Here is a 20,050-nt window from a genome sequence, read left to right as displayed (position 1 = left end):
CGCTGCGTCCTCGTGAGGCTCACGGCGCATCGTCAGTCGATGCGCGGATGGGTGATTCTGACCCCCGGGTGGTGACCGGCGAGGCCGGCCCCGGTCGAGGGTCCTCGCAGCCGCCCACGGCGTGGACGGATGCGGCAACCCCTCTACTTTGCCACATGCCCCGGTGGCGGGGAAAATCCGCCCCGGTCCAGCGTCGCCCGGTCCCGCTCGTCGAGCGTCTCCGGGGCCAGCGCGCCGATCATGTCCGGGCGCCGGGCCGCGGTCCGCAGCAGCGACTCGTCGCGCCGCCAGCGGTCGATCCGGGCGTGGTCGCCGGAGCGCAGCACCTCGGGCACGTCCAGCCCGCGCCAGCTCGCCGGCTTCGTGTAGAGCGGGGCCTCCAGCAGCCCGTGCGCGTGCGACTCCTCGTCCAGCGACCCGGCGTTGCCGAGCACGCCGGGCAGCAGCCGGGTGACCGCCTCCAGGATCACCAGCACGGCCACCTCGCCGCCGAACAGCACGTAGTCGCCGAGCGAGACCTCGGTCACCGGCATCCGGGTCGCCGCGTGGTCCAGCACGCGCTGGTCGATGCCCTCGTACCGGCCGCAGGCGAACAGCAGGTGCGACTCGGCGGCCAGCTCGTGCGCCAGGGCCTGGGTGAACGGGACACCCGCGGGCGACGGCACGAGCAGCCGGGGCAGCGTGTGCCCGTCCGGGCTCAGCTCGCCGGGCGCCAGCGCGTCCAGCGCCTCACCCCACGGCTCCGGCCGCATGACCATGCCCGGACCGCCGCCGTAGGGCGTGTCGTCGACGGTGCGGTGCACGTCGTGGGTCCAGGTCCGCAGATCGTGTACGGCCAGCCGCAGCGTGCCGTTCGCGCGGGCCTTGCCGATGAGCGACAGGTCCAGCGGGGCGAAGTACTCAGGGAAGATCGACACGATGTCGACGCGCATGCGGTGGCTCCAGCCGGAGGTCGAGAGCTAGAGGTCGAGCAGGCCATCGGGCAGGTCGACGACGACGCGACCGCCCGCCAGATCCACCTCGGGCACGATCGCCTTGACGAACGGGACCAGCGCGGTACGCCCCTCGGGGCGCCGCAGCACCAGCATGTCGGACGCGGGCGCGTGGTCGATGCGGGCCACCTCGCCCACGTGCTCGCCGTCGCGGGTGACCACGGCGAGCCCGACCAGCTGGTGGTCGTGGAACTCCTCCGGGTCCTCCGGCGGGGCGACGTCGGCGCTGTCCACGCCGAGCAGCGTGTTGCGCAGTGCCTCGGCGACGTTCCGCTCCAGCACGCCCTCGAAGGCGACGAGCAGGCGGCCCTGGTGCCAGCGGGCCGACTCGACGGTGAGTGTCGGCGGCACCCGCCAGGCGCCGGGCTCCGACGGGGTGACCCCCGGCTCGGTGGTCAACACCGAGCCGGGGGCGAACCGTGCTTCGGGCTCGTCGGTACGCACCTCCACGGTGACCTCACCGCGGATGCCGTGCGGCTTACCGATCCGGCCGACGACGAGAAGCATCAGTACGAGTCGACGATGTCGACGCGTACCCCACGCCCGCCGATGGAGCCGATCACCTGGCGCAGCGCCTTGGCGGTCCGGCCGGACCGCCCGATCACCGTGCCGAGGTCCTCGGGGTGCACGCGGACTTCGAGGCGCTTGCCCCGACGGGAGTCGACCATGCGCACCCGGACGTCGTCCGGGTGGTCGACGATGCCCTTGACCAGGTGCTCCAGAGCGGGACGCAGCGGCATGTCAGGCCTGCTCGCCGGACTCGGCACCGGTCTGCTCCTCGGCCTTGGGGGCCTCGGCCTTCGGCTCCTCCGCCTTGGCGGCGGCCTTCTTGGCCGGCTTCGCCGGGGTGTCCGCCACGCCGGCGGCGGCCTTCGCCTCGGCCTCGTACGCCGCCTTGCGGTCGGCCCGCTCGGGGGCGACCTTCAGCGGCGGCGGGGCCGGCAGGCCCTTGAACTTCTGCCAGTCACCGGTCAGCTCCAGCAGGCGCTGCACGGCCTCGCTCGGCTGGGCGCCGACCGAGAGCCAGTACTGGACCCGCTCCGACTTGACCTCGATCACCGAAGGGTCTTCCTTCGGCTGGTACACACCGACGAACTCGATCGCGCGACCGTCACGCTTGGTGCGCGAGTCGGCGATGACGATGCGGTACTGCGGGTTGCGGATCTTGCCCATCCGCAGGAGCCGGATCTTTACGGCCACAGTTGTTTCGCTCCTGTTGCGATCTCACCGGCCCGTACGGGCGGTGTGGCGGGTGAGCGCCGACCGGCACAGTGGGGTTTGGGCCGGAGACTGCTCGGTGAACTGGCGACGCGCCCGGGTTAGAGGGCGCCGGACGCGTGCCGGATACCAGCGAACCATTCTGCCAGATCCGGACCGGAACTCTCACACCGGACCCGGACACCAACGCCCGGGGCAGCCCGGGCCGTGACCGAGGACACTCGTTCAGCGCACCGGCGGGCGGTCCCACCCCGGCGGAAGTTCGTCCGGCGCGTCCCATTCGGCGGGCGGGGTGAAGTCGCACCAGGTGCCGTCGAACGGGAACTCGCCCGCCTCGGCGATCCGGATCACCCGCTCGCCCTCGGCGCGTACCGCCTTCTCGTCCGTCACCCAGTAGTGCTCCGGGAACGCCAGCCGCTCGGCGAACTCGTCCTCGTCCTTCCACTCCCAGCTCAGGTCCGGGTGGACCACGACGTCGAGATCCTGGTCGACCATGTCGACCCCGGCCACCGTGCCGTCGTCCCAGCGGACGCCGGGCTCCTCCAGGTTGACGTACCAGTTCTGGAAGCGGCCGGCGGCGTCACGGAACCACCAGACCGAGTGGGCCGCGCCGGTGGGCAGGAACTTCAGCACCGGCGGGCCGTTCCACAGCCCCTGCGCGAGCCGGTAGGACGACGTCACCCACTCGGCGAACGGCACGGCCCGCATGCCCAGGCCGGCGGCGTTCACCTCGTGCGCGACGGGCGCCTCGCGCGCCACCCAGAGCACCAGGCCGCGCTCGTCGTCGGAGACCACCCGGGCCGACCGGACCCAGCCGATCCGGCCGTTGCGCACGTTGCGGTGCATGATCAGCCGCCCCGGCTCGAACCGCACGCTCACCCCCGCCGTCGTGTTAACAAGGGGCCCCTTCTCTACGGAATGCGTTAAGAAGGGGCCCTTCCTTACACCCTCAGTAGGCGCGGGCGAGGATCGCCACCAGGTCGGGCTCGTCCTCCGAGTCCGGCACCGAGCCGTCGGCACGCACCAGGCAGCGGACCGTCACACCCTGACCGTTCGCCTCGGCCTCGCCCTCGACGCCGACCGCCGACCACGGCACCCGCGCCCAGCCGGTGGCGGACGCCTCGATCGCCTCGACCAGCGTCGACACCTCGACGGTGCGGGACCGGCGGAACTCCAGCGCCTGGTCGTGCAGCGCCCGCTGGTCGGCCTCCAGCGCGGCCACCACCGCGCCGACCACGTCGGCCACCGGCGTCGGGGCCTTCGAGCCGTCCGTACGCCGGACCACCACGGCGTTGCCGGCGGCCAGGTCACGCGGGCCGACCTCGACGCGGACCGGGTAGCCGCGCAGCTCGGCGTCGACGGCGCGGCGGCCGAACGCGGTGTCGGTCCGGTCGTCGAGCGCCACCCGCACCCCGGCGTCCCGCAGCGCGTCGCACAGCTTGGCCGCCGCCTGGCTCACGCCCTCGCCGTCCTTGACGATCATCACGTACGCCTGGACCGGCGCCAGCTTCGGCGGCACCCGCAGCCCGTTGTCGTCGCCGTGGCACATGATCAGGCCGCCGAGCATCCGGGTGGAGGTGCCCCAGGAGGTCGTCCACGCGTGCTCCCGGCCGCCCTCGGCCGAGGAGTAGCTGATGTCGAACGCCTTGGCGAAGTTCTGGCCCAGCTCGTGGCTGGTGCCCAACTGGAGCGCCTTGCCGTCGCCCATCATGCCCTCGCACGTGTACGTGGCGGTGGCACCGGCGAAGCGCTCCCGGGCGGTCTTCAGGCCGACCACCACCGGGATGCCGAGCACGTTGACCATCAGGTCCTCGTACGCCTCGTGCAGGATCCGCCGCGCGTAGGCGCGGGCGTCCTCACGGGTGGCGTGCGCGGTGTGCCCCTCCTGCCAGAGGAACTCGCTGGTGCGGAGGAAGATCCGCGGGCGCAGCTCCCACCGCACCACGTTGGCCCACTGGTTGAGCAGCAGCGGCAGGTCGCGGTACGAGTCGATCCACTTGGCCATGAACTCGCCGATGACCGTCTCGCTCGTCGGGCGCACCACCACCGGCTCGGCGAGCTGCTTGCCGCCACCGTGCGTGACCACCGCCAGCTCCGGCGAGAAGCCCTCGACGTGCTCGGCCTCCCGCTTCAGGTAGCTCTCCGGGATGAACAGCGGGAAGTACGCGTTCTCCGCGCCCGCCGCCTTGATCCGGGCGTCCATCTCGGCCTGCATCCGCTCCCAGATGGCGTAGCCGGCCGGTCGGATCACCATGGTCCCCCGGACCGGGCCGTTGTCGGCCAGCTTCGCCTTGGCGATCAGGTCCTGGTACCAGCGGGGAAAGTCCTCCGCACGGGGAGTGAGCACGCGTGCCATGACCGCACATCCTATGCGTCCCGTGACGGGTCGGCGCAGCCGGGCGCGCCCGCACTACCATCTGCCGTCATGCACCTCCCCGCCCCGGACCCGGCGCCGGCACTGGCCCCGCTCGCCGCCCGCTGGGTGGCCTGGGTGGCCGCCCACCGCCAGCCGGTCAACCCGCTCAAGGACACCACCGGCCGGCACGGCGGGCGTCACCAGCCCGACGACGTGTGGTTCCTGGCCGGCACGCAGGGCGGCGGGGTCGCCCGGCGTGGTGTGGTGCCGGCGGGTCGCCCGCTGTTCTTCCCGGCGATCTGCTGCTGGCGGGTCGGCCGCCGGGACGATCCGGTCCCGCCGATGCCCCACGCCGTCGGGCACGCCGAGCTGGACGGCGTGGCGGTGCCGGTGCGGCCGGCGGGCTCGCCCGCCTCGTTCCCGGTGCGGGGGTTCTTCAACAACGTCGTCACCGCGTGGCCGTGGCCGGTGCACGTCTCCTGCTGGGGTCTGTGGGGTCTGGTGCCGCCGCCCGCGCCGGGGACGCACCACCTGACCTTCGGCGGCCACGACGGCGGACCGTTCCGGGTCGAGGCGGAGCACGAACTCGAGGTGCGCTGAACAGCGCCCGTAGACTTCGATCACCATGTCTAAGCCGAGGAACGTCACGCCGGTACGCGAAACGATCGTCGACGCCGCCCGTTCGCTGACCGTCACGACCGGCTGGGCCGGGGTCCGGATGGGTGCCGTCGCGAGCGCCGCGGGGGTGAGCCGGCAGACGGTCTACAACGAGTTCGGCACCAAGGCGGGCCTGGGCGAGGCGCTGGCCCGGCACGAGGTGGACCGGTTCGTCGGCCAGGTCCGGTCCGCGCTGGCCGAGCACGACTCCGACGTCCGCGCGGCCGCGTACGCGGCGATCCACCGCACGCTCGCCTCGGCCGCCGAGAACCCGCTGGTCCGTGCGGTGCTGACCAGCACGCGGGGCGGATCGGAGGAGTTGCTGCCGTACCTCACCACCCGGTCCGAGCTGGTGCTCGCCGAGGCCGCGCGGGCGCTGCTGGAGTGGACCGGTGAGCGCCTGCCCGACGCCGATCCGGCGGCCCTGGCGTTCGCGGCGGACAGCGTCGTACGCCTGGTGGTGAGCCACATCGTGCTGCCCGGAGGCCCGGTCGACGAGACCGCCGACCGGCTGGCCGACCTGGCGGTACGCCTGTTCCTGATGGCGGCGACGGCCCGCTAGGGGCGCCGGCGGCGGCCGGTCAGCGGACGACCCGGCCGCGCAGCACGATCCGGCTCGGCGTCCGGACCACGCGCAGGTCGCGGCGCGGATCCTCGGGGTAGACCACCAGGTCGGCGAGGCCGCCCTCGACCAGCCCGGGGAAGCCGAGCCACTCCCGGGCCCGCCAGGAGGCGGCGGCGAGCACGTCCGTGGCGGACATGCCGGCCTGCTCGTGCAGCAGCATCATCTCCTCGGCCGCCAGGCCGTGGTCGATGCCGCCGCCCGCGTCGGTGCCGACGTAGATCGGCACGCCCGCCTCGTGCGCGGCGCGCACCACCTCGGGGAAGCGGTCGCGCAGGGCCAGCATGTGGTCGGCGTACCCGGGGAACTTGGGCCGGGCCTGCTCGGCGATGTGGCCGAACGTCCGGATGTTGATCATGGTGGGGACCAGCGCGGTGCCCTGCCGGGCCATCAGGTCGATCAGGTCGAGGCTCAGCCCGGTGCCGTGCTCCACCGAGTCCACCCCGGCCCGCACCATGATCTCCACCGCCGACTCGGAGAACGTGTGCACCGCCGCGCGTACCCCGGCGGCGTGCGCGGCGGCGACCGCCGCGGTCATCGTGTGGGCGTCCCAGGCCGGCGCCAGGTCGCCCACCCCCCTGTCGATCCAGTCGCCGACCAGCTTGACCCAGCCGTTGCCGGCCGCGGCCTGCGCGGCCACCGTCGCGGCCACCTCCGCGGCCCCGACCTCCACGCCGATGTCGCGCAGGTAGCGCTTCGGCGGCGCGACGTGCCGGCCCGCGCGGGCCAGTCGCGGCAGGTCCGGCTCGTCCTCCAGTTCGGGGTACGGGTACGGCGACCCGGCGTCCCGGATCGCCAGCACGCCGGCGTCCCGGTCGATCCGGGCCAGGTCCCGCGCCTGGTCCAGGGAGGTGATCGGGCTGCCGCCGCGGGCGATGCCGATGTGGCAGTGCGCGTCGGTCAGGCCGGGCAACACGAAGCCGCCGTCGGCCACCGTCTCGGCGCCGGGTACCGGTTCGAATGTGACCCGGTCGCCGACCAGCCAGACGTCCCGGACCTCGTCGTCGGGAAGGAACACACCGCGCACGTGCAGAGCCATGTGCACAGTCCTACCCGATCAGTCCTCCTCGCCGGCGAGCAGGTCGTTGCGGCGCGCGGTCAACGCCGGCAGATCGACCGAGACCTTCCACGGCCGCTCGGTGACGAACAGATCCTCGGCCTGACTGATCTGCTTGTACTCGCGATTGGCGCCAAGCACGTACTCAGTCAGCGTGATCTTCTCCTTGACCGGGTCGAGCACCCAGTAGGAGCGGACACCGGCGTGCGCGTAGACCCTGGCCTTGTCGTACATGTCGCGGAAGGTGGAGGTCGGCGAGATGACCTCGACGGCGAGCACCGCGTCCTCGACCGGCAACGGGCTCCGGTTGGCGTTACCCCGCACGACCGCGACGACGTCCGGCCGGGGCTCGTTCCGGTGGTCGACCCGCATCGACAGGTCGATCCCGACCTGGTACTCCTTCGGGCAGTTGACCTCCAACGCGAGCAGGAGACGGACACACATGTCCTGATGCAGCAGAGTGGGCGACGGCACGATCAACCTTCCGTTGATCAGTTCGTACGGAAGGTCCTTGGGCAGTTCGCCCAGGTCGTCGACCGTCCACTCGTGCCGCTCCGGCAGGATCGGGGCCGCGGTCATTGACATCTCCTTCCAGGGGGCGACATCACCTTAAGAGACAGCAATGTCGCCCACCGTCACCGACACGCTAGCGGGGGCCCTTGTCGCCGCCCTTGCCCAGCTTGTTGAAGTCGATCTTCGGGAGCTTGAAGCCCGGCGGCAGGCCCTGCCCACCGGCCAGGTCACCCGGGTCCAGGCCCGGCGGGAGCTGCGGCATGCCGCCCGGGAAGCCGCCCGGCATGCCGGCGCCGGTACGCGGCCGCCCGCCGCCCTTCGTACCCTTGCGCTTGTTCTTCGGCGACTTGGTCGCCTTGCGCCGGCCGCCGCCGGGCAGGCCCATCATGCCGCCCATCTGCTTCATCATCTTCTGCGCGTCGGCGAAGCGGTTGAGGAGCTGGTTGACGTCCATGACGGTGACGCCGGAGCCGTTCGCGATACGGGCCCGGCGGGAGCCGTTGATGATCTTCGGGTTGGTGCGCTCGGCCGGGGTCATCGACCTGATGATCGCGGTGACCCGGTCGAAGTGCTTGTCGTCCAGCTCGGCGAGCTGGTCCTTCATCTGCCCCATGCCCGGCATCATGGCCAGCACGTTGGCGATCGGGCCCATCCGCCGGACCGCGATGAGCTGATCGAGGAAGTCCTCCAGCGTGAAGGTCTCCCCGCCCATCAGCTTGGCGGTCATCTTCTCCTTCTGATCGGAGTCGAAGGCCGCCTCGGCCTGCTCGATCAGGGTGAGGACGTCGCCCATGCCGAGGATCCGGCTGGCCATCCGGTCCGGATGGAAGACGTCGAAGTCCTCCAGCTTCTCGCCGGTGGAGGCGAACAGGATCGGCTGGCCGGTCACCTCACGGACGGAGAGCGCGGCACCACCGCGGGCGTCGCCGTCGAGCTTGGACAGCACCACGCCGGTGATGCCGACACCGTCGCGGAACGCCTCGGCGGTACGCACCGCGTCCTGGCCGACCATGGCGTCGATGACGAAGATGACCTCGTCGGGCTGGACCGCGTCCCGGATGTTCGCGGCCTGCTGCATCATCTCGGTGTCGATACCGAGCCGGCCGGCGGTGTCGACGATGACGATGTCCCGGGCGGCGCGGCGGGCGTGCTCGATCGAGTCGCGGGCCACCTGCACGGGGTCGCCGACGCCGTTGCCGGGCGCCGGGGCGTACACCTCGACCCCGGCCCGGCCACCGAGCACCTGGAGCTGCCCGACGGCGTTGGGACGCTGGAGGTCGGCGGCGACGAGCAGCGGCTGGTGGCCCTGGCTCTTGAGCCAGCGGGCCAGCTTGCCGGCGAGCGTCGTCTTACCGGAACCCTGGAGACCGGCCAGCATGATCACGGTCGGCGGGTGCTTGGCGAACTGGAGCCGCCGCCCCTCGCCGCCGAGGACCTTGATCAGCTCCTCGTTGACGATCTTGACGATCTGCTGCGCCGGGTTGAGAGCCTGGGAGACCTCGGCGCCGCGCGCCCGCTCCTTGACGTTCGCGATGAAGCCCTTGACCACCGGCAGGGCGACGTCGGCCTCCAGCAACGCCATCCGGATCTCGCGCGCGGTGGCGTCGATGTCGGCGTCGGTGAGCCGGCCCTTGCCGCGGAGCTTGGTGAAGATCCCGGACAGGCGGTCACTCAAGGTGTCAAACACGCGAACATCCCGTTTGTCGTTTTCGGCGGGCACATGCTGCCGGGCCGGTGGTCCAGCCCACCGTTAGGGTAGCCCGCCGCCCGCACCCCCGCTCCGGCCCGGCCGCCCACGCGTCGCCCCGCTCGTCGGCGAGGTGTTAACAAGGGGCCCTTCCTCTACCGCCGGCGTTAACAAGGGGCCCTTCCTTACACGGCGGCGAGGACGGCGGCCTCGATCCGGGTCCGTTCCTCGTCCGGGGGCCAACCGCCGACCAGGTAGAACGCGTCCACCACGTCGCCGCCCAGCGTCGAGATCCGGGCGGCCCGCACCTGGGCTCCCGCCTCGTCCAGCGCGCAGGTGACCCGGTACAGCAGCCCTGCGGCGTCGGCGGCCCGCAGCTCCAGCAGCACCGCGTCGGTGGCCGCCTCCCGGTGCCACACCACCCGCGGCGCGGCGCCCCGGCTGCGCGCCGCGAGGGCCCGGCCGCGCAGCCGCTGGATGACCGACACGTCGCCGCCGACCGCGCGGCGCAGGTCGGCGCTGAGCGCGATCGGGTCCGGGGCCAGTCCGTAGCGCGGCTGCACCCGGCACTCGACCAGGGCGCGGCCGTCGACGGTGGCGGCGTCCGCGGAGATCACCTCCAGGCGGTGCAGCGCCAGGCACCCGGCCACCGTCGCGAGCAGCCCGCGCCGGTCGGCCGCGGCCACCGACACCCGGTCCTCCCCCAGGTGTACGACAGGCAGCGGCCCGGCCACGAGCGCCGGGTCGGGGGCCGGCGGGGCGGGTACCACGCCGGTGTCCAGCGTGGTGCGTACCCGGCTCACCAGTTCGGCGATCAGCCGGCCCTTCCAGCCGGACCAGGCGGCCGGGCCGGTGGCGGCGGCGTCGGCGCGGACCAGGGCGTGCAGGAGTTCCAGCGTGCCGGTGTCACCGACCCGCTCGGCGACCCCGGCGACGGTCTTCGGATCGGACAGGTCACGGCGGGTGGCCACGTCGGGCAGCAGCAGGTGCAGCCGGACCAGCGTGCCGATGAGCGCCGCCTCGTCCGGTGGCAGCCCGATCCGGGTGGCGACCGCCTCGGCCAGTGGTGCGCCGACCGCCGAGTGGTCCCCGTCCAGCCCCTTGCCGATGTCGTGCAGGAACGCGCCGAGCAGCAGCAGGTCGGGGCGTTCCACGTCGCGGGTGTGCCGGCTCGCCTCGTACGCGGTCTGCACCAGGTGCCGGTCGAGCGTGAACCGGTGCACCGGGTTGTGCTGGGGCAGGCTGCGCATCCGGGTCCACTCGGGCAGCCAGCGGTCGATCAGCCCGTACCTGTCGCAGGTCTCCCAGGCCGGCACCAGGCCGGGTCCGGCGCCGAGCAGGGTGGTCAGCGCGGCGCGGGCCGCCGGCGGCCAGGGCGCGGGCAGCGGCGGGCAGTACGCGGCGAGCCACTCGCAGGTGGCCCGCGCGATCGGCAGCCGGGTGGTGGCGGCCGCGGCGGCCACGCGCAGCGACAGGCTCGGGTCGGGTCGGGCGCCGATGGCGGTGCGGGCGAGCACGAGTTCGCCGTCCTGCTCCACCACGTCCCGGGCGACCGGCCGGCGCAGCGGCCGGCCGGGTGCGGCGCGGTGCCGGCCGGAGCGGAGCCGGTCGGCGGCCCGCCAGGCGTCGTCGAGGGCGTGGCTGACGGTGCGGGCGTCGCCGGCGACGAGCCGCAGCAGCGCGTCGCCGTCCTCGGCGCCGAGCAGCCGCGCCACGCCGTCGCGTTCCTGGGCGACCAGGCGGTCGACCCGGCGGCCCACCTGCTGGTGCAGCGCGTCGCGGGTATCAAGCAGCCGCCGGTGCGCCGCGTGCACGGCGGGGCGGAGCGCGTCGGTGACCCCGGCGGTGGCGATGGCGCGCAGGATGCCCACGTCGCGCAGCCCGCCGGCCGCCTCCTTGAGGTCGCCTTCGAGCAGGAACGCCAGTTCGCCGTGCGCCTCCCAGCGCGCGGCGGTGATCTCGCGCAGGCCGGGGAGCTGGCGGATCGCGGTCCGCCGCCAGTGGTCGGTGGCGGTGCGGGCGAGCTGGCCGGTGAGCGCCGGGTCGCCCGCCACGTGCCGGGCGTCGAGCAGGCCGAGGGCGACCTTGACGTCGTCCTGGGCCACCGACAACGCTTCGGCGACGGTGCGCACCGAGTGGTCCAGCCGCAGCCCGGCGTCCCAGATCGGATACCAGAGCGACGCGGCCAGCTCGTCGATGCCGGGTACCCCGGCGTGCAGCAGCACCAGGTCGAGGTCGCCGTAGGGGGCGCACTGGCGGCGGCCCAGCCCGCCCACCGCGACGAGCGCGACCCCGTCCCGGTCCGGGAAGGCCCGGCACAGCCAGGCGTCGAGCGCGTCGGCCCGGGCGGACCGGGCGGCCGCGCCGATGCCTGCGGGTACGCCGGCGACCTCGTTGACCACGGGCACGCCGTCCCCGGTGGGGGCGGCGGCCGTGGTCAACGAGGTCACGTCGGCGGGTCCGGCGATCAGAGGGCGTCGAGCCCGCGCTCGCCGGTACGTACCCGGACGACCTCCTCGACGCCGGTCACCCAGACCTTGCCGTCGCCGATCTTGCCGGTCCGGGCGGCGCCGACGATCGCGTCCACGATCTTGTCGACGTCCATCTCGTCGGTGAGCACCTCGACCCGGATCTTGGGCAGGAACTCGACCGTGTACTCGGCACCCCGGTAGACCTCGGTGTGCCCCTTCTGCCGGCCGTAGCCCTGGACCTCGCTGACGGTCAGCCCGGCCACGCCGAGCGCGTGCAGGGCCTCCTTCACCGCGTCCAGCTGGTACGGCTTGATGACCGCGGTCACCAGCTTCATGTCCAACCCCTCCATCCCAGGAACGTTAACCGGCGACCTTCTCGCTGACCGGCGCGGACTCGTCGGTCTCGACGGCCGGCTCCGCGGCCGGCTTGCCGGCGCCGATCCCGGCCATCGCGAACGCGCCACCGCTGCTGCCCGTGGTGGGCGACAGGTCGTAGCCGCTCTCCGCGTGCTCGGCGATGTCGATGCCGTCGACCTCGGCCTCGGCGGAGACCCGCAGGCCGATCGTCTTGTCGATCACGAAGCCCAGGGCGAAGGCGACCACGAAGGAGTAGACGCTGACGATCAGCGCGCTGATCGCCTGCTTGCCGAGCAGCGAGGCGTCGCCGCCGACGAGCAGACCGTCGGTCTCCACCAGCGAGCTGACCGAGGCGGTGCCGAACAGGCCGATCCAGAGGCAGCCGATCCAGCCGCCGACGAAGTGCACGCCGACCACGTCGAGCGAGTCGTCGTAGCCGAGCCGGTACTTCAGGCCGACCGCGAGGGCGCAGACCGCACCGGCCACCACGCCCAGCAGCACCGCTGCGGCCGGGGTGATGAACGCACAGGCCGGGGTGATCGCGACCAGGCCGGCGATGGCGCCGGACGAGGCGCCGACCAGGGTCGGCTTGCCGTCGCGCAGCCACTCCACCACGAGCCAGCCGAGCAGCGCGGCGGCGGTGGCGACCTGGGTGTTGATGAACGCCAGCGCGGTGACCCCGTCGGCGGTCAGCTCGGAACCGGCGTTGAAGCCGAACCAGCCGAACCACAGCAGCGCGGCGCCGAGGGCGACCATCGGGACGTTGTGCGGCTTCATGCTCTCGCGCGGCCAGCCGACCCGCTTGCCGAGCACGAGCACCAGCGCGAGCGCCGCCGCACCGGCGTTGATGTGCACAGCGGTACCACCGGCGAAGTCCAGCGCGCCGATGTCGCCGCCGATCAGACCGCCGCCCCAGACCATGTGGGCGACCGGGAAGTAGACCAGGGTGGCCCAGCCGAACGCGAACAGCAGCCAGCCGGCGAACTTCACCCGGTCGGACAGCGCGCCGCTGATCAGCGCCACGGTGATGATCGCGAACATCATCTGGAAGGCGATGAAGACGTAGATCGGGATGCCGGTCTCGCCCCACAGGTCGTTCTCGCCGACGAAGGTCTTGGTGCCGAGGTACTGGCCCAGGTCACCCCAGAACCTGCCGCCCTCGCCGAAGGCGACGGTGAAGCCGTAGAAAAGCCACAGGATGCTGACGAGCCCGATGGACGAGAAGCTCATCATCATCATGTTCAGAACGCCCTTGGACCGGTTCAGGCCGCCGTAGAACAGCGCGAGACCGGGGGTCATGAGCAGCACGAGGGCAGTCGAGACAAGCAACCAGGCAGTGTTCCCGGTGTCGATCTCCACGCTGCCTCCTCTCGTTGTCGTATTCCTCCCTCCGACTGAGACCTGGCAGCATCGCCCGTCAGCCGGTTGCGCGGAAGCTTTGTCGCCGGCTGTTTCCTTCAGCGACACCGCGCGATTTCCGACGCGTGACGGGTTGTTTCCGGCGTGTGAAGAACGCCGATCTTGCTCAGCGCAGCGCGTACTCCAGCTGGTGCCGCTCGTAGTCGAGCAGTCGCAGGTCACGCATAGGCCGACGCAGGTGGCCCTTGTGGACGATCCGGACGAACGCCGGCTCACCGGCGGCGGCCATCCGCCGGATGCCCTCGACGTGGTCGACGATGCGCTTGCGGATGGTCCGGATGAGCCGGTGCCGGTCGCGCGGGATCAGCCCGTACGCGTCGGCGAACAGCCGCAACCGGCGCGGCCGGTCCGGGTGTTTCCAGCCGAGCGTGATCGAGTCCCGGTCGGAGAAGATCGGCACCCAGGTCCAGGCCGCGTACGCCACGTCGTAGATGCGGGCACCGGGCGACGCGAGGTCGAAGTCGATCAGCCCGAGCGTGCCGTCCGGCCGCCAGATCACGTTGTGCGGCGCGGCGTCGTGGTGGCAGATGACCTCGGTGTCCGGCGGGGGCGGCCCGAACGAGCGCCAGACCGCGCCGGGCGGCGGGGTGAAGCCGTACTGCGCGTCGTGGAACATCCGCAGCATGGTGGCCACCGTGACCAGGGCCTCGTCGGTGACCCAGTGCGGGGCCAGCGGGTACTCCCCGCACTCCCCCTCCAGGTACGACAGGACCTCCCGGTTGCGCTCGTCCATGCCGAGCGCCCGGGGCGCGCCGGTGAATCCGACGTACTCCAGGTGGCGCAGCAGCGCGTGCACGGAGGGCGTCCACGGGCCGGCGTTGCGCCGGACCGTGTCTCCCACACGGACCACGGTGCTCACGTTCCCGCCGTGCAGCGGGATCTCCTGCGAAGTCACGTACGGTCTCCCGAGGCGTGGCGACGGGTGGCTGGGGTCGCGCCACCCCGCGTAGGCGCGATCGTCAGTCGTCACGGGAGAGGCTACGCGTCCCGGGCGAGCGGCTCGGTGCCGAGCAACGCGTCGACGAACTGTGCCGGGTCGAACGGGGCCAGGTCGTCCTTGCCCTCGCCGAGGCCGACGAGCTTCACCGGGATGCCGAGCTTGCGCTGCACGGCGATCACGATGCCGCCCTTGGCGGTGCCGTCGAGCTTGGTCAGCACCACGCCGGTGACGTTCACCGCCTCGGTGAAGACCCGCGCCTGCTCCAGCCCGTTCTGACCGGTGGTGGCGTCGAGGATCAGCAGCGTCTCGTCGATCGGGCCGTGCTTCTCCACCACCCGCTTGACCTTGCCCAGCTCGTCCATCAGGCCGATCTTGTTCTGGAGCCGGCCGGCGGTGTCGATGAGCACGGTGTCCACGCCGGTGTCGATGCCGCGCTTGACCGCGTCGAACGCGACGCTCGCCGGGTCGGCGGCCTCGGGCCCGCGGACCGTCTCGGCGCCCACCCGGCCGCCCCAGGTCTCCAGCTGGTCGGCGGCGGCGGCCCGGAACGTGTCGGCGGCGCCGAGCAGCACGCTGCGGCCGTCCGCGACGAGCACACGGGCGATCTTGCCGCAGGTGGTGGTCTTGCCGGCGCCGTTGACGCCGACCACGAGCACCACCGCCGGGACGCCCTCCTTCGGCGCGGTACGCAGCGAGCGGTCCAGGCCCGGGTCGAGCGCGTTGACCAGCTCGGCGGCGAGCAGCGCGCGCAGTTCCTCCCCGGTCCGGGTGCCGAGCACCCGGGTCCGCTCGCGCAGCCGGTCGACGATCTCCCGGGTGGCGTCGATGCCGACGTCGGCGGTGATCAGGCTGTCCTCGATCTCCTCCCAGGTGTCCTCGTCCAGCCGGTCACGGCTGAGCAGGCCGAGCAGGCCCTTGCCGAAGACGTTCTGCGAGCGGGACAGCCGCGAGCGCAGCCGGACCAGGCGGCCGGCGGTCGGCTCCGGCACCTCGACCTGCGGCACCTCGACCGGAGGGGCCGGCGGCGCCTCGACCACCACGCCGGTGGTGAGTTCCGCCTCCGGGGCCTCGACCGGCGGGCCGGCCAGATCCTCCTCCGTCCGGGTGTCGACCTCCGTACGCGGCAGCGGCGGCTGCGGGCGCCGGCGCAGCCGGGGCACCACGAGGCTCAGACCGCCGATGATCAGCACGCCGAGCAGGGCGAGAGCGACGAGGAGGTATTCCGTCATGCCCGAAATCCTGTCAGATGCCGGCGACGGCGTCCCACTCACCGCCTCGGCACGCGAACAACCTGCGGGTACGCTCACATCGGAAGGCGTACCGCAACCGCCGGCCGGGTAGGAATCAGCCGCAACGATCTTGTCGGAGGTGCGTCGTGCCCGGTTCCCGCCTGCTCATCGGCCCGCTGCTACGCCGGGTCGTCGACACGCGGGCCACCGTCTGGGTGGAGACCAGTTCGCCCGCCGTGGTCACCGTCCGCACGGCGGACGGCGCCACCGGCAGCGCGCCCACCTTCTCGGCGTACGACCACCACTACGCGATCGTCGTGGTGAGCGGGCTCACGCCGGACAGCGCCACGACCTACGAGGTGCTGATCGACGACGAGGTGGCGTGGCCGCTGCCGGACTCGTCGTTCCCGCCCAGCGTGATCCGGACCCGCGCGCTCGACGACGCCGACCAGCCGGTGCGGCTGCTGTTCGGCTCGTGCCGGGAGACCACCCAGCACTCGACCGCGCGCCGGCTGCCGCCGGACGCGCTGGACGCGTACGCCCGGCGGGTGATGGCCGCGCCCGACGAGGCCGCGCTGCCCGACCTGCTGGTGCTGCTCGGCGACCAGGTGTACGCGGACGAGACCTCGCCGACGGTGCGGCGGCTGCTCAAGCGGCGCCGGCGGCGGCCGAAGGACGCCCCGGCGACGCAGGTGGTGAGCTTCGACGAGTACACCAAGCTCTACCTGGAGTCGTGGCGCGACCCGGAGATCCGCTGGCTGTTCTCCACCGTGCCGAGCGTGATGATCTTCGACGACCACGAGGTGATCGACGACTGGAACACCTCGCAGTCGTGGCGCGCGGACATGCGCGAGCAGCCGTGGTGGGCCGAGCGGATCCGCAGCGGCCTCGCCTCCTACTGGGTCTACCAGCACCTGGGCAACCTCAGCCCGGACGAGATCGCCGCCGACCCGGTGTACGCGAAGGTGATCGCCGCCGAGGACGCCACGGGCGTGCTGCACGAGTTCGGCGAGCGGGTCGACAAGGAGGCCGACCTGGCGCACGACACCGAGCGCTGGCGGGCCGTGCAATACCAGTGGAGCTACGCGCTGGACCTGGGCCGTACCCGCCTGGTCATGCTGGACAACCGGTCCAGCCGGGTGCTCCTGCCCGGCAGCCGGGCGATGCTGCCGCCGGGTGAGTGGTCGTGGTTCCTCGACCAGGCGCACGGCAGCTACGACCATCTGGTGGTGGGCAGCTCGCTGCCGTGGCTGCTGCCGCCGGGCATCCATCACGTCGAGGCGTGGAACGAGCGCCTGGCCGACTCGAGCCGCCCCTGGGTGGCGCGGATCTCCGAGCAGATCCGCCGGGCCCTGGACCTGGAGCACTGGGCGGCGTTCCGGCGCTCGTTCGAGGCGCTGGGCGAGCTGTTCGCGCGGCTGGGCAGCGGCACCGCGCCGCGCACCGGGGCGCGGGTGGGCGCCGGGCCGGCGTACGCGCGACCGGCGTCGATCAGCGTGCTCTCCGGTGACGTGCACCACTCGTACGTGGCCCGGGCGCGGTTCGCCGACCGCGACGTCCGCACGCCCGTGCACCAGCTCACCTGCTCGCCGATCCACAACCAGGTGCCGGCCGCGATGCGCCCGCTGATGACGCTGGGCTGGAATCCCGGCCCGGCCGGGGCGACCCGGGCGCTGGCCCGCTCGGCGGGGGTACGCCGCCCGCCGGTGCGCTGGCGGAAGCTGGCCGGGCCCTACTTCGGCAACGCGGTCGCCACGCTCACGCATCAGGGCCGCCGGGCCGCCGTGGTGATCGAGGGCACGACCAGTGAGGGCGAGCTGCGACCGGTGGCGCACCAGCAACTCAGCGACGGGGACTGAGTACCCTCTGAGCGTGGACGAGACGCTGCGCGCCGTGGAGCACGAGTTGACCGCGCTGCTGCGCCGCGGCCGGGCGTTGTCCTGGGAGATCGCCCGCGAGGTCCACCCGAACCTGGAACCGAACGCGTACGGCCTGCTGCTCTGGCTGCGCCGCTCCGGGTCGATCCGCCTCACCGACCTGGCCGCGAAGCTGGGTATCGGCAAGGGCACGCTGAGCCGCCAGATCGGCGGGCTGGAGGCGCTGGGACTGGTCCGGCGCGACCCGGACCCGACCGACCGGCGGGCGGCCCAGCTGAGCCTGACCGAGGAGGGCACCCGGCGGTTCGACGCGGCCCGGGCGGCGCGACTCGGACAGATAAGGCGTTCACTCGAGAGCTGGCCGAAAGAGGACGTGGCGGAGCTGGCCCGGCTGATGCACCGCTTCAACGAGTCGTTCTGAGTCCCCGGCCAGGGGGAACAAACCCGGCCCGGCCCGAGTTGTTGCTCAAGGCAACGACTTATACGGTTGCCCGAGGCAACCTTCATCCCCCGTTCCGGAGGCAATCCACGATGACCCAGGCGACCGCGCCCGCGCGGGCGACCGCCGTCGACATGTCCCACCGGCAGATCCTGGAGGCACTCTCCGGCCTCCTGCTGGGTATGTTCGTCGCGATCCTCTCCTCCACCGTCGTCTCCAACGCGCTGCCGCGGATCATCACCGACCTGCGCGGCGGCCAGTCCGCGTACACCTGGGTGGTCACCTCGACGCTGCTGGCGACCACCGCGACCACGCCCATCTGGGGCAAGCTCTCCGACCTGTTCAGCAAGAAGCTGCTGGTCCAGCTCTCTCTCGGGGTCTTCGTGCTGGGCTCGGTACTCGCCGGGCAGGCGCAGACCACGGGTGAGCTGATCGCCTGCCGCGTCGTGCAGGGCGTCGGCGCGGGCGGCCTCACCGCCCTGGCTCAGGTGATCATGGCGACGATGATCGCGCCGCGCGAGCGCGGCCGGTACAGCGGCTACCTCGGCGCGGTGATGGCCGTCGGCACCATCGGCGGCCCGCTGATCGGCGGCGTGATCGTGGACACCTCCTGGCTCGGCTGGCGCTGGTGCTTCTACGTCGGCGTGCCGTTCGCCGTGCTCGCCCTGGTCGTGCTCCAGCGGACGCTGCGCCTGCCGGTGGTCAAGCGCGAGGTGAAGATCGACTGGTGGGGCGCCACGCTCATCACCGCCGCCGTCTCGCTGCTGCTGGTCTGGATCACCCTGGCCGGCGACAAGTACGACTGGATCTCCTGGACCAGCGGTGCGCTGGTGGCCGGCGCGGCGGTGCTCGGCGTGCTCGCCGCCCGGGTCGAGAAGCGTGCCGCGGAACCGATGATCCCGCCGCACCTGTTCCGCAACCGCACCATCACGCTCGCCGTGATCGCCAGCATCGCGGTCGGCGTCGGCATGTTCGGCGCCTCGGTCTTCCTCGGCCAGTACTTCCAGATCAGCCGTGGCGCCAGCCCGACCATGTCCGGCCTGATGACGCTGCCCATGATCGGCGGCCTGCTGGTCTCCTCGACGGTGGTCGGCCGGATCATCACCAGCACCGGACGGTGGAAGAGCTGGCTCGTCATCGGCTCGGTGCTGCTCACCGCCGGCTTCGCGCTGATGGGCACCATGCGCGCGGACACCCCGTACTGGCGCCTCGCCGTGTTCATGGCACTGATCGGCCTCGGCGTCGGCATGAGCATGCAGAACCTGGTGCTCGCCGTGCAGAACACGGTCCGCCCGGACGAACTCGGCGCGGCCAGCTCGGTGGTGGCGTTCTTCCGCAGCCTCGGCGGCGCGATCGGCGTCAGCGCGCTCGGCGCGATCCTCGGGCACCGGGTCAGCGGCTACCTGGCCGACGGCCTGAGCCGCCTCGGCGTCCCGGCCTCCGGCTCGGGCGGCGGCGGGCTGCCGGACGTGCACACGCTGCCCGGCCCGATCCGCACCGTGGTCGAGTCCGCGTACGGCCACGCCGCCGGTGACATCTTCCTGGCCGCCGCCCCGTTCGGGCTACTCGCCCTGATCGCGGTGGTCCTCATCCGGGAGGTGCCGCTGCGCCGCTCGAACGCCGAGCCGGTGCCCACCGGACCGGAGACGGCCGTGGCCGTCACCGCCGGAACGAAGGACTGACAGTGGACGCCGCGGAGCGTGAACGGTACGGCCCGCAGACCCGTCCGCTGCCCTACGAACGGGGTACGGACGGGCCGCGGGTGGTGCTCGTCGGCGTGGACGGCAGCCGCACCTCGATGCGCGCCGCCGCGTACGCCGCCGGACTGGCCCGGCGGCAGGGCGCGACGCTGGTGGCGGTGTTCGTCAGCTCGCCCACCTCGTACAGCGCGATGCTCTCCGGCGTGGTGGCCGGTGCGGTCCAGCAGACCCACGACGAGCTGGCCGACGAGCTGCGCGCGGAGTGCCGGCGCGGGGCCGAGGAACTGGACCTGCCGGTGACGTTCCTGTGCCGGCGCGGCGACGCCTACACCGAGCTGTGCCGGGCCGCCGACGAGCACCGGGCCGACATGGTGGTGGTCGGCTCGTCCGAGCAGGCCGGGCACAAGCTGGTCGGCTCGGTCGCCACCCGGCTGGTCCGCACCGGCCGCTGGCCCGTCGTCGTGGTCCCCTGAGGGTGTAAGGAAGGGCCCCCTGTTAACGCCTCGCGTTGTACAG

Annotated in this window: 20 protein-coding genes; 6 read left to right on the top strand and 14 right to left on the bottom strand. The window is 72.6% G+C overall.

What is annotated here, in order from left to right; all coding sequences use genetic code 11:
* Nucleotides 1-143: 143 nt before the first annotated feature.
* The 6 genes from trmD to proS all read right to left on the bottom strand — a co-directional run bounded on the left by trmD (nucleotide 144) and on the right by proS (nucleotide 4,566).
* Entirely contained in the window at nucleotides 144-932 is a 789-nt protein-coding gene (trmD, locus tag NMK34_RS08185) for a tRNA (guanosine(37)-N1)-methyltransferase TrmD (protein ID WP_194799714.1), read from the bottom strand.
* A 27-nt stretch (nucleotides 933-959) separates the two neighbouring features.
* Nucleotides 960-1,499, bottom strand: a complete 540-nt coding sequence (gene rimM / locus NMK34_RS08180) for a ribosome maturation factor RimM (protein WP_043325915.1) — start codon at nucleotides 1,497-1,499, stop codon at nucleotides 960-962.
* Complete coding sequence (locus tag NMK34_RS08175) at nucleotides 1,499-1,759, bottom strand: RNA-binding protein (RefSeq protein WP_026268109.1); 261 nt, start codon at nucleotides 1,757-1,759, stop codon at nucleotides 1,499-1,501. Before NMK34_RS08175 ends, rimM begins: the two co-directional genes overlap by 1 nt.
* Complete coding sequence (gene rpsP / locus NMK34_RS08170; protein WP_018786330.1) at nucleotides 1,734-2,192, bottom strand: 30S ribosomal protein S16; 459 nt, start codon at nucleotides 2,190-2,192, stop codon at nucleotides 1,734-1,736. The genes NMK34_RS08175 and rpsP overlap by 26 nt, the downstream gene beginning before the upstream one ends.
* A 243-nt stretch (nucleotides 2,193-2,435) precedes the next feature.
* Nucleotides 2,436-3,083: a DUF402 domain-containing protein gene (locus NMK34_RS08165; protein ID WP_318336292.1), complete on the bottom strand. Its 648-nt coding sequence runs from the start codon at nucleotides 3,081-3,083 to the stop codon at nucleotides 2,436-2,438.
* Nucleotides 3,084-3,159: 76 nt separating this feature from the next.
* Complete coding sequence (proS, locus tag NMK34_RS08160; protein ID WP_318332895.1) at nucleotides 3,160-4,566, bottom strand: proline--tRNA ligase; 1,407 nt, start codon at nucleotides 4,564-4,566, stop codon at nucleotides 3,160-3,162.
* A 69-nt stretch (nucleotides 4,567-4,635) separates the two neighbouring features.
* Here proS and NMK34_RS08155 point away from each other — a divergent pair, with 69 nt between their 5' ends.
* Both NMK34_RS08155 and NMK34_RS08150 read left to right on the top strand, forming a co-directional pair.
* Complete coding sequence (locus NMK34_RS08155; RefSeq protein WP_318332894.1) at nucleotides 4,636-5,166, top strand: hypothetical protein; 531 nt, start codon at nucleotides 4,636-4,638, stop codon at nucleotides 5,164-5,166.
* 25 nt (nucleotides 5,167-5,191) lie between these two features.
* On the top strand, nucleotides 5,192-5,785 hold the full coding sequence (locus NMK34_RS08150; protein ID WP_318332893.1) for a TetR/AcrR family transcriptional regulator: 594 nt from the start codon (nucleotides 5,192-5,194) through the stop codon (nucleotides 5,783-5,785).
* A 19-nt stretch (nucleotides 5,786-5,804) separates the two neighbouring features.
* Here NMK34_RS08150 and NMK34_RS08145 read toward each other — a convergent pair whose 3' ends face one another.
* The 8 genes from NMK34_RS08145 to ftsY form a co-directional block, all read right to left on the bottom strand.
* On the bottom strand, nucleotides 5,805-6,884 hold the full coding sequence (locus tag NMK34_RS08145) for an amidohydrolase family protein (protein WP_318332892.1): 1,080 nt from the start codon (nucleotides 6,882-6,884) through the stop codon (nucleotides 5,805-5,807).
* An 18-nt stretch (nucleotides 6,885-6,902) separates the two neighbouring features.
* Nucleotides 6,903-7,481, bottom strand: a complete 579-nt coding sequence (locus NMK34_RS08140) for a Uma2 family endonuclease (protein ID WP_318332891.1) — start codon at nucleotides 7,479-7,481, stop codon at nucleotides 6,903-6,905.
* Between the two features lie 67 nt (nucleotides 7,482-7,548).
* Nucleotides 7,549-9,102, bottom strand: a complete 1,554-nt coding sequence (gene ffh / locus NMK34_RS08135) for a signal recognition particle protein (RefSeq protein WP_194799708.1) — start codon at nucleotides 9,100-9,102, stop codon at nucleotides 7,549-7,551.
* Between the two features lie 185 nt (nucleotides 9,103-9,287).
* A complete protein-coding gene (locus NMK34_RS08130; protein WP_318332890.1) occupies nucleotides 9,288-11,552 on the bottom strand; it encodes a [protein-PII] uridylyltransferase in 2,265 nt (754 codons plus the stop codon).
* A 17-nt stretch (nucleotides 11,553-11,569) separates the two neighbouring features.
* Complete coding sequence (locus NMK34_RS08125) at nucleotides 11,570-11,908, bottom strand: P-II family nitrogen regulator (protein WP_013284578.1); 339 nt, start codon at nucleotides 11,906-11,908, stop codon at nucleotides 11,570-11,572.
* 25 nt (nucleotides 11,909-11,933) lie between these two features.
* Nucleotides 11,934-13,289 (bottom strand): ammonium transporter, encoded by a 1,356-nt coding sequence (locus tag NMK34_RS08120; protein WP_318332889.1) that lies wholly within the window; start codon nucleotides 13,287-13,289, stop codon nucleotides 11,934-11,936.
* 166 nt (nucleotides 13,290-13,455) lie between these two features.
* On the bottom strand, nucleotides 13,456-14,319 hold the full coding sequence (locus NMK34_RS08115) for an aminoglycoside phosphotransferase family protein (RefSeq protein WP_174361701.1): 864 nt from the start codon (nucleotides 14,317-14,319) through the stop codon (nucleotides 13,456-13,458).
* Nucleotides 14,320-14,327: 8 nt separating this feature from the next.
* On the bottom strand, nucleotides 14,328-15,518 hold the full coding sequence (ftsY, locus tag NMK34_RS08110; protein WP_013284575.1) for a signal recognition particle-docking protein FtsY: 1,191 nt from the start codon (nucleotides 15,516-15,518) through the stop codon (nucleotides 14,328-14,330).
* 146 nt (nucleotides 15,519-15,664) lie between these two features.
* On the opposite strand from ftsY, the gene NMK34_RS08105 reads away from it, so the two are divergent.
* The 4 genes from NMK34_RS08105 (at nucleotide 15,665) to NMK34_RS08090 (ending at nucleotide 20,007) form a co-directional block, all read left to right on the top strand.
* On the top strand, nucleotides 15,665-17,377 hold the full coding sequence (locus tag NMK34_RS08105; protein WP_318332888.1) for an alkaline phosphatase D family protein: 1,713 nt from the start codon (nucleotides 15,665-15,667) through the stop codon (nucleotides 17,375-17,377).
* A 13-nt stretch (nucleotides 17,378-17,390) separates the two neighbouring features.
* Nucleotides 17,391-17,816, top strand: coding sequence for a MarR family winged helix-turn-helix transcriptional regulator (locus NMK34_RS08100; protein WP_318332887.1), 426 nt, complete (start codon nucleotides 17,391-17,393; stop codon nucleotides 17,814-17,816).
* A 110-nt stretch (nucleotides 17,817-17,926) separates the two neighbouring features.
* Nucleotides 17,927-19,516 (top strand): MDR family MFS transporter, encoded by a 1,590-nt coding sequence (locus NMK34_RS08095; protein WP_318332886.1) that lies wholly within the window; start codon nucleotides 17,927-17,929, stop codon nucleotides 19,514-19,516.
* 2 nt (nucleotides 19,517-19,518) lie between these two features.
* Complete coding sequence (locus NMK34_RS08090) at nucleotides 19,519-20,007, top strand: universal stress protein (protein ID WP_318332885.1); 489 nt, start codon at nucleotides 19,519-19,521, stop codon at nucleotides 20,005-20,007.
* The last annotated feature ends 43 nt before the right edge of the window (nucleotides 20,008-20,050 follow it).

This window comes from Micromonospora sp. BRA006-A, from assembly GCF_033433935.1.
In the GTDB taxonomy this organism is placed as follows: Bacteria; Actinomycetota; Actinomycetes; order Mycobacteriales; family Micromonosporaceae; genus Micromonospora; species Micromonospora aurantiaca.
This window is presented reverse-complemented; position numbering and strand designations above follow the sequence as displayed.